The organism is Microcystis sp. M179S2 (assembly GCF_020245805.1).
In the GTDB taxonomy this organism is placed as follows: domain Bacteria; phylum Cyanobacteriota; class Cyanobacteriia; order Cyanobacteriales; family Microcystaceae; genus Microcystis; species Microcystis aeruginosa.
Map to the genome: position 1 here is coordinate 1 of NZ_JADBUE010000245.1, position 9,263 is coordinate 9,263.

Below are 9,263 nucleotides of genomic sequence, written 5' to 3' on the forward strand. Positions count from 1 at the left end.
TGCACCTGTTTCGCTCGTAAAGCCCCAAAACCCTTACTTTGCCTACATTTCACATTTATTCAGCCAGCCCTAGGGCTGGCTGAATAAATGTGAAATGTAGGCAAAGTAAGGGTTTTGGGGCTTTACGAGCGAAACAGGTGCAAGATTTTGAGAGAATCATGTTTCAAAACCTTACATCTTCATCGGCCCGCGTCCTGTAGGGGCGAAGCATTCGGGCATAACCTATCGCTGAAACCCTAGATTTCCTATCCGAATGCTTCGCCCCTACTTTTTGCCGCAAACCCTATTTAGAAGGGATAGATTTTCTAAATCTATCCCTTTCCCTTAATTCAAGAGCGATTATCGCGATTAACTTTTCTGATTAACCAATAACTTGCCGCTAAAGCTAGGGTTCCCACGGTGAGGGCAATTAAATCATCTTTACTGTATTTATTGGGATCAAAAATAATAATTTTTCGAGAGATGGCAATCAGGGCAGTAACTACGACTAATTCAACCTGTACGATGTGTTTTCTTAAGTAAGCAGTGACGTTTTCTAATAACTCTAAGGCGATTAAAATATTGAGAAATAATCCGAAGATTTCAATTAAAGTTTTGCTAAAAAAACCGATGGGTTCCGTGGTAAATAAATCTTTGATTAGGATAACTACTAAATCATAAAGAGAAACAATAATAACAACAATTAAGGCTACGGATAAAACCTTAGAAACTATGTTTTCGATGAGATGAATCGACCTCATGAAATCTTCATCGCGCCATTGTTGACCAAAATTGATAAGTAGTTTCCGTATCTGTTTGAGCATGATCGATTAAGTAAAAAGTAAAAATTATTATTGTATTTGATTGCTAATTGTTCTATTTAGTTAACAAGTAAGTATATCCCCCCTTAATCCCCCCTTTATAAGGGGAGTATCTGACAATTTTTAACATCTAAGTGGGTGGGTGGAATTAAATATAAAATGAACGTAGGTTGGGTTGAAGCATGAAACCCAACGCCCGCATGGGTTACGCTACCGCTAACCCATCCTACAAATAATTGTGCCTACCTACTTACCTAGTTAGAGATAATTTTACTTGAAGAAGGCTTCCCCAGAAAAAAAATCTAGGTGCGATCGCTGTTAAGTCAACCGCACCCCAAACTAATACAAATGCTCACATCTAGCTAACATCATCGTGAGCGAAACGATTATAGAGGAAGTCGAGGGCATAGTTACGCAGACGATAATATTCAGGGTCCTCCATAATTCTCTCCCGATCGCGGGGACGGGGGAAATGAATATTCATCACTTCGCCGATTTTCGCTTCTGGTCCATTGGTCATCATTACCAGCTTATCAGCGAGGAAAAGAGCCTCATCGATGTCGTGGGTAATCATCAACACCGTACAGCGTTTATCTTGCCAGATTTTCAGCAATTCTTCCTGTAATTCCTCTTTGGTAATCGCATCCAACGCACCGAAAGGTTCATCGAGAATTAATACTTCCGGACGGATAGAAAGAGCGCGAGCGATCGAAACCCGTTGTTTCATCCCCCCGGAGATTTGGGGAGGGGTTTTGTCCATAGCTTCGGTTAAACCCACCATGGCTAAATGTTCGCGCACGATCGAGCGTTTTTGTGCCTCTGGAGCATTGGGAGACACCGCATCTACCGCAAGATAGACATTTTCAAAAACGCTTAACCAAGGCAATAAAGCATAGTTTTGAAACACTACCATGCGATCGGGCCCAGGTTTAGTAATTTTCTTACCGTTAACTTTAACGATGCCATCGGTGGGAGAAGAAAAACCCGACACCATATTTAATAGGGTCGATTTACCGCAACCAGAGTGACCGATCACGCAGATAAATTCACCTTCATTGATGCTGAGATTAACATCCTTGAGGACGGTGTAGGGGCCTCTGGGAGTGGCATAAACCTTAGAAACTCCTTCAATGGTGACAAAAGCTTCTTTACTGGGGGCCTGGGTTGCTCGGTTAACTGTGTCGGTGGTGGTGTACATGATTATAGTCGCTAAAAAGTCGAAAGACAGGTAGAAAGTGGCAGAGTTGCAGGGCTTAATCCAATGGGATCATATTTTAGAGGTAAAAGGGGAGAAAATCTCCCCTTTTACCTCTGGTTAGGCGATTTTACGGGGTTCCACCGCACTAGGACGAGCATCAATAGCCACTTCGGCCATGGTGATGTTTTGTTTGATCTCTAAACTATTGAGATAACCGATCGGATCCTCGGCATCAAACTCGATACCATCGAATAACAGGATCGGTGTGCGACGATATTTAATATCCCCTAGACCCAATTCCCGGGCCGCGGTACTAAAGACACCCACCCGACAGACGCGTTCGAGAATTTCTACCCAGTTACGGGGGAAAGGAATGTGGCCCCAGCGCGCCATTTGGGTCATCATCCAGAGGTGTTCGGTACGACTGGGACGATTTACCCCTTCTCCAAAGAACAGATGGTGTGCATATTCTTTCATCGGTCGATCGAGACTGCACGCGTAGGAGTTGGGATCACCCAGTTGGATATAATCGATATTGGTACTAAGGTACTGACGACTGGCGAGGATTTGACGAATTTCTTCCTGATTCCCTTCCTCGGCACAGTAGCGACAACCTTCCAGCAGTGCTTTGACTAAAGCGACATGGGTATTAGGGTATTTATTGGCCCAATCTTCCCGGACTCCCAGGGCCTTACCCGGGTGGCCCTGCCAGATTTCTAAGTCGGTGGCGACGGTGTAACCGATACCTTCCATGGCAGCCCGTAGATTCCAGGGTTCACCGACACAGTAACCGTCAATACTACCGGTTTTCAGGTCGGCTACCATTTGGGCCGGGGGAATAGTTTCGAGGTGAACGTCTTTATCGGGGTCAATTCCCGCTGCCGCTAACCAGTAACGCAGGAGCAAATTGTGCATGGAGGAGGGGTGAACCATGCCAAAAATATGGCGCTGCTCCTTCGATTCCAATAGCATCTGTTTTAAGGCGTTACCGTCAATCACTCCCTCGTCATAGAAGCGTTTAGCGAGGGTGACACCGTTACCGTTACGAGTCATAGTCAGGGCGCTGACAATCGGCAAAGGTTGCTCCTGATAACCACCGACGGTTAACCAGGTGGGCATTCCTGAAGGCATTTGCGCCCCGTCGAGGAATCCCCCTGCGATCCCATCCACAACCCCTCGCCAACTGGTTTCCCGGACTAAATTCACCTCATCTAGACCATGTTTAGTAAAGAATCCCTTTTCTTTGGCCACTGCTAGGGGCGCGCAAGCGGTGAGGGGAACAAAACCGATTTCTAGATTGACTTTTTCTAAACCGTGACGGGCAATTACTTCGACTTTGCGGGCGCGCAGTTTTTTGATCCGTTTTTGTTGGTTGAGGAAATAGATAATCTCGCTCCGGAGACTGTAGTAACTGGGGTGTTCCACCACTTCCATGCGTTTGCGGGGACGGGGGATATCTACTTCCAAAATACCGCCAATTTTTGAGCCGGGACCGTTGGTGAGCATGACGATGCGATCGGATAATAGCACCGCTTCATCCACATCGTGCGTCACCATTACCGAGGTCATTTCGTATTCTTCGCACAGCTGCATTAACTGTTCCTGTAGATTACCTCTAGTCAGGGCATCTAACGCGCCAAAGGGTTCGTCTAAAAGCAGCACTTTCGGACGAATGGCTAGGGCGCGAGCGATCGCTACCCGTTGTTTCATCCCCCCCGATAATTCGTTGGGACGTTTATCCACTGCATGACGAAGATTGACCAGATCGATATATTTTTCGACTTCAGCTTTTCTTTCGTCTTCTGATAGTTGGGCGAGAACTTGATCGACGGCCAGAGTAATATTTTCTTTGACAGTTAACCAGGGTAAAAGGGAATAGTTTTGGAAGACTACCATGCGATCAGGTCCCGGTTTTTTAATGCTTTGACCTTGCAAAGTCACCACTCCTTCCGTGGGCAAATCTAAACCAGCAATCATGTTTAAGAGGGTTGATTTTCCGCAACCAGAGTGACCGATGAGGGAGATAAATTCCCCTTTTTTTATCTGTAAATCAATCCCTTTCAAGGCCACATATTCACCGCCACCACTGAGAGGGAAGACCTTATCAATGTTATCGACAGCGACAAACAAACTCATAGTTTTTTTCTCCTTAAATTGGCTCAAGTTTCAGTTATTTGAAAATGGGGAAATTTTCCCCATCGATTCCCTATTGACGAACGATTTGATTTTGCAACCAGGCCATAAAGCGATCGAGTAATAAACCCACACCACCGATATAAAACAGCGCGAGAATAATATCGCTGATGTAGTTATTTTGGTAGGCATCCCAGATAAAGAAACCGATACCGACGATACCCGACATAACAATTTCTGCCGCAATAATCGCTAACCAAGCTAAACCGATCGCAATTCTCAAACCCGTGAATATGTAGGGAAGAGCCGAGGGAATTAATATCTTGAAAAAGAATTTTTGGTTGGACAATTGCAAGACTTGTTTAACGTTGATATAGTCTTGGGGAATTTGTTGGACACCGACGGTGGTATTAATCAAAATCGGCCAAACTGCGGTAATAAAGATAACGAATAAAGCAGCTGGTTGGTTTTGTTGTAAAGCGGCCAAAGATAGGGGAACCCAAGCAAGAGGAGGAACTGTTCTCAGGAATTGGAAAAGGGGATCGAGGGCCTTATTTAAGAAGGAATTTAAACCGACCATAATCCCAACACCAATACCAACCACTGCGGCAAAAGAATAACCGATTAATACCCGTTGCAGACTGGCTAAAGTTTGCCAGAATAGTCCCTTATCAATGCCGCCACGATCAAAGAAAGGATACATTAAATAAGTACGGGTACGCTCATTGGTGATTAGGTCGGATGGGGGGGGTAATTTGATTAATCCCAGCATCGAGACTAATTGCCAAACAATCAGAAAACCCAGGGTACCGATAATAGGGGGAAGAATGTCTTGGGAATGCTTTTTCCAGAATTTACCGAAGTTGAAACCACCGTTACTTTTTCTGCTGACGCTACTTGCCATTTTGCCGTTTTCCTTTGTTGAAGATAAAGTTACTGGATTGGGAAGAGAAGAAAACACTTTTGGGATTAATAGACTAGATATTTTATGCCCCTAGCCTATCGAGAAAAGCTCGCTATTTTTTGATCGCCAAACTATCGAGATAAGCTTGGGGATTGGCAGGATCAAAAGTTTTGCCATCAAAGAATTTTTCGACACCCCGGGAGGTACTGGTGGGAATATCGGCCGCAGGAACTCCTAATTCTGTGGCTGCCGCTTTCCAAAGATCCTCGCGGTTAACTTTGTCGATTAATGCTGAGGCAGTGGTTAAAGTTTCTTTCGGCAAGAAACCCCAACGAACACTTTCGGTTAAAAACCAGAGATCATGACTCTTGTAGGGATAGGAAACGCTACCAGCAGGATCTTTCCAGTAGAAAACCCCTTTATTTTTGTCGGTGATTTCCGGTTTACCGTCACCCATTTTCTGTATTCCTTTGAGGGGACCGGCGATAAGTTCTTCTTTGAGGTTGAAATAAGCCGGTTTAGCGAGAATTGCCGCCGCTTCTGCTCGATTTGCCTCCTGATCGAGCCATTGCTGCGCTTCCATAATTCCTTTTAATAGTGCCTTGGTGGCTTTCGGGTTTTTATCCACCCAATCGGCGCGGATAGCGAGGTATTCTTCCGGGTGATAGGGCCAGATTTCTGCGGTTAAAGCTGACATAAAACCGATCTGATCAGCCACAATTCTCGCCGGCCAAGGATCGCCGGTACTAAACGCATCCATGGTTCCGGTTTTCATGTTGGCCACGGTTTGGGCTGCGGGTACGGCAATTAGGTTAATATCCGTATCGGGGTTAATACCACCGGCGGCTAACCAGTAACGAATCCAGAAGTCCTGATTAGCTTTCGGGAAAGTATAGGCAGCTTTGAAGGGAGTTCCCGTCGTTTTCATGCCGAGGATGTAATCTTTGGCGGGTTTTAGGTCTAAACCGATATTTTTGCCTTCGTGTTTACCTGCGATCGCAATTCCGTTACCCTGGGTGTTTAACTGCGCTAACACATACATGGGGACTTTAACGTTATTTTTGGTGATTAGTCCCTCGGAAATTAGGTAAGGCATGGGCATTTGCCACTGTCCCCCGTCAATTCCGCCCGCATCTGCGCCAATTTCGACGTTATCTCTAGCGGAACCCCAGTTTGCTTGTTTGGAGACTTCCACATCGGGCATCCCGTGTTTAGCGAAAAAGCCTTTTTCCTTGGCAATAATTAAAGGTGCAGCCTCAACGATAGGAATATAACCTAATTTAATTTTGGTGGTTTCGGGGGCCTCTCCGGGGGCCACCGCAACCGGAGAAGCAACCGGGGCAGCGGGCGCGGTGGTGGTGGTTCCACCCGTAGTGTCGGGGGGATTACCCACACAACCTTTGAGGACAACAGCCCCTGCCGCTGAAACTGCCGCTGTGGTTAAAAATTTCCGTCTCGAAAAATTTGACATAGAGTCCTCCTACCTGCTGCTAAAGCAAATATGTGTGCTGAATTATGGGTCAAGGAATCCCTCGCTAAATTTTCCTTCTAGCCCGTGCTATAGAAATTTAGCTATGGAATATCTAAACTCGATTGAACTTACTAAATAAGTCTAGCGGAATTTGGAAAAAATAATTAATCCGATCGAGAATTTTATTTACAAAAATTTAATTCGATTGATAAGAATTAATTAAGACCATTGATATATCTAGTTTATAGCGACTTAAGCCTATCTGGAGCTTGCCGAAAAAGTTTTCCGCAGGAGCGCCGGAGCAGGGGTGATGGGGTGATGGAAGTGGGGAATTGGGGAATTGGGGAATTGGGGAAGTGGGGAAGTGGGGAGATGGGGAAGTGGGGAGATGGGGAATTGGGGAATTGGGGAATTGGGGAATTGGGGAGGTGGGAGAAACAATAAAATGAGCCAACGGTGAGTTTTGGGAATCCAGTTCCTTCTGGCTTGGTAGAATGGACAATATGCTTTCACCCCAAAGTAATGACCAGATCTAAAAAGCCGAAATCACCGAACTCCTCTGATTCGCCTACCTCTCCTTCCTTGGCTCTGTCTTCCCTACATTTTCGTCTCCAAGCTTTAGAGGAGGAGCATCAGTGGCTCCTCAAGCAGATTGGCAGAAAACGCAACGAACTGAAGAAATTCCTCGACCAGATGCGTTCCCTGGCGACGGAGATTTTCCAGAGAGGGCAACCCCTCTATCAAAAACTTACCGACCTCGACCGCGAAATACACGCCCTTTTTGACGAAATCCTCACTGCTAGAAAAATGGGGCAGCAGACAAAGAAAAGCATTCTCGGAATTTACGAGACACTTCAGTTAACGGGGGTGATTAGCCCAAAATTTGACGATGGAGATGAAGAACTAGACGAACTTTTCGGAGACGAAGGACCGGAAGGATCATCAGAGCAATCCGCGCAGGATTTCTTCTCTGGGGGAGACTCCTACGGCCGTCACGATGATGGAACAGAGATATCACCTGAAAGCTCGCCTAAATCTCCTGAATCTAGACAAATACGCCGCACTTTCCTGAGAATGGCCGAGATTTTTCACCCCGACAAGGTTACGGATCCCGAAACTCGGATGCGTCACAACGAGATTATGAAGGAAGTCAACCGCGCCTATAAAGAGGGAGATATTGCCAGACTGCTGGAAATCGAACGACAGTATCAAATGGGGGACTCTTTCGAGGTTGAAGGCTCATCGGAAAGCGACCTTAAACGACAGTGCGAGAAGGTTGAAACCAATAACGAACTACTCAAAAAGCAATACGAGAACCTGAAAAGAGAACTGCGCTCGGTGCGAAATACCCCGGAAGGCGAGATGGTGAGGGCCAGTCGCGCTTGTGAGAAGGATGGCATCGACCCGATTGAGCAAATGCTAGAGGAGATGAAATTACAAGTTCAATCCACCGAAAAAATCTATAATTTTGTCCGTGACTTCCGCGATAAAAAGATAACGGTTAAAGAGTTTCTGCGCGGACCGGCCAGGAATATGGGCAGCAGCCCGGAAGAGATGGAAGACATTCTTGATCAACTTCTGCAGCAACTTCGCACAATCAGCCGTTGAAGAGAGAAAGCCAGTATTTAGGGTATGCGGCAAAAAGTTTTTCGTGGGGGCCGAGTGTGGGGTTTTACCTAATTTTCAGGGAAAAAGTCCCTGAATTTTCCCCCCAATTATTCCTATATCTGGCACTTTTTGATTTTCAAAAAGTCTCAAAGTCTTAGCCAACAAGGTTTTTAGATTTATTCAGCAAACCCTATATATTCTCGAATTAGTTAGGCGATTAGCTTTAACGCCAATTCTCCCACGATAATCCTTGAATACGAGCAAATTCTTGGGGATTGGCCGTAATTAATTTAAGATTATGAGTAATCGCGGTTGCACCGATTAACAGATCGTAAGCACCAATGGGAGTGCCGGATTGTTTGAGAGCTGCTCTAATTTGAGCGGCGCAAATGGCTTCTTGATTGCCAAAGGCAAGAATTGAGATAGAAGCAAGAAATTCGTCAAGAATGGGTCTTATTTTCTTTGCCTTCGCTGGGTTAAGAAATAGTCCATATTCGATTTCCATTAAAGTTATCGCAGAAACGGCAATTTCCCTAGGAGAGTGATTTTTGATCTGCACTAGAGTGTTGCTATCACCTTTGACAAAATCACTAATCGTACAAGTATCGAGCAAAACCAGCACTAAATCACCTCATCTTCTCTAGGTGGGGAAAGTTCCTCTCTATAAGCTTCAAAAATAATACCATCACTTACCCCTTGAAAATTAAGGATAGTTGACGACCATTGAGACTGTTCTTTTGTGGTAATTAAAAGCTGTATTGCTTCTCGAATCAAAGCATTCTGGGATTTGCCTGTAGAGTGAGATAAAGCCTGTAGTTGCTGACTTAATTCATCTTCCAGATCAAGGTTGAAGTTCATAACTTAAATTAAGCAAATATCAATTAACTTTATTATAACAGGATAACTTCTTTCTTTTCTGGGCTGAGATATTTATCAGCGTTTACTATTCTAATAGCAAACTGACCAGCTTTTTGAGCAACTTTACTGCCCATAATATAACACCACCTTCCCAACTGATAACCGATAATTCTTTCATTGCCTTAATAAAATTTAACATTAACGCCATTTTCTCAAAAAAATCGACCCGCCTAAGGGCGGGAAAGAAAAGGAAAAAGAAAAAATAGGGAATGAGGGTAAAAAGGGAAAAAA

Annotated in this window: 8 protein-coding genes and 1 pseudogene; 1 reads left to right on the forward strand and 8 read right to left on the reverse strand. The window is 44.9% G+C overall.

All coding sequences use genetic code 11. The features are described 5' to 3' along the window. Positions 1-329: 329 nt before the first annotated feature. The 5 genes from IM500_RS15125 to IM500_RS15145 form a co-directional block, all read right to left on the reverse strand. A complete protein-coding gene (locus IM500_RS15125; protein ID WP_190722119.1) occupies positions 330-803 on the reverse strand; it encodes a phosphate-starvation-inducible PsiE family protein in 474 nt (157 codons plus the stop codon). Between the two features lie 355 nt (positions 804-1,158). After that, positions 1,159-1,998 (reverse strand): nitrate ABC transporter ATP-binding protein, encoded by an 840-nt coding sequence (locus IM500_RS15130; protein WP_272082423.1) that lies wholly within the window; start codon positions 1,996-1,998, stop codon positions 1,159-1,161. 117 nt (positions 1,999-2,115) lie between these two features. Beyond that, complete coding sequence (locus IM500_RS15135) at positions 2,116-4,134, reverse strand: ABC transporter ATP-binding/substrate-binding protein (protein WP_287738854.1); 2,019 nt, start codon at positions 4,132-4,134, stop codon at positions 2,116-2,118. A gap of 70 nt (positions 4,135-4,204) precedes the next feature. Beyond that, positions 4,205-5,035 (reverse strand): nitrate ABC transporter permease, encoded by an 831-nt coding sequence (gene ntrB / locus IM500_RS15140; RefSeq protein ID WP_190722122.1) that lies wholly within the window; start codon positions 5,033-5,035, stop codon positions 4,205-4,207. A gap of 112 nt (positions 5,036-5,147) precedes the next feature. Next, positions 5,148-6,506, reverse strand: a complete 1,359-nt coding sequence (locus tag IM500_RS15145) for a CmpA/NrtA family ABC transporter substrate-binding protein (RefSeq protein ID WP_190722123.1) — start codon at positions 6,504-6,506, stop codon at positions 5,148-5,150. Positions 6,507-7,028: 522 nt separating this feature from the next. On the opposite strand from IM500_RS15145, the gene IM500_RS15150 reads away from it, so the two are divergent. Then, positions 7,029-8,114 carry a molecular chaperone DnaJ gene (locus IM500_RS15150; RefSeq protein WP_287738855.1) on the forward strand — a complete coding sequence of 362 codons (1,086 nt, stop codon included), beginning with the start codon at positions 7,029-7,031 and terminating at the stop codon, positions 8,112-8,114. A 223-nt stretch (positions 8,115-8,337) separates the two neighbouring features. On the opposite strand, the gene IM500_RS15155 is transcribed toward IM500_RS15150, so the two are convergent. The 3 genes and pseudogenes from IM500_RS15155 to IM500_RS15165 form a co-directional block, all read right to left on the reverse strand. After that, positions 8,338-8,736, reverse strand: a complete 399-nt coding sequence (locus IM500_RS15155) for a type II toxin-antitoxin system VapC family toxin (protein ID WP_103112640.1) — start codon at positions 8,734-8,736, stop codon at positions 8,338-8,340. Then, positions 8,736-8,972 carry a ribbon-helix-helix protein, CopG family gene (locus IM500_RS15160; protein WP_103112639.1) on the reverse strand — a complete coding sequence of 79 codons (237 nt, stop codon included), beginning with the start codon at positions 8,970-8,972 and terminating at the stop codon, positions 8,736-8,738. The genes IM500_RS15155 and IM500_RS15160 overlap by 1 nt, the downstream gene beginning before the upstream one ends. A gap of 85 nt (positions 8,973-9,057) precedes the next feature. Then, positions 9,058-9,263: pseudogene (locus IM500_RS15165) on the reverse strand (hypothetical protein); the annotation flags it as partial.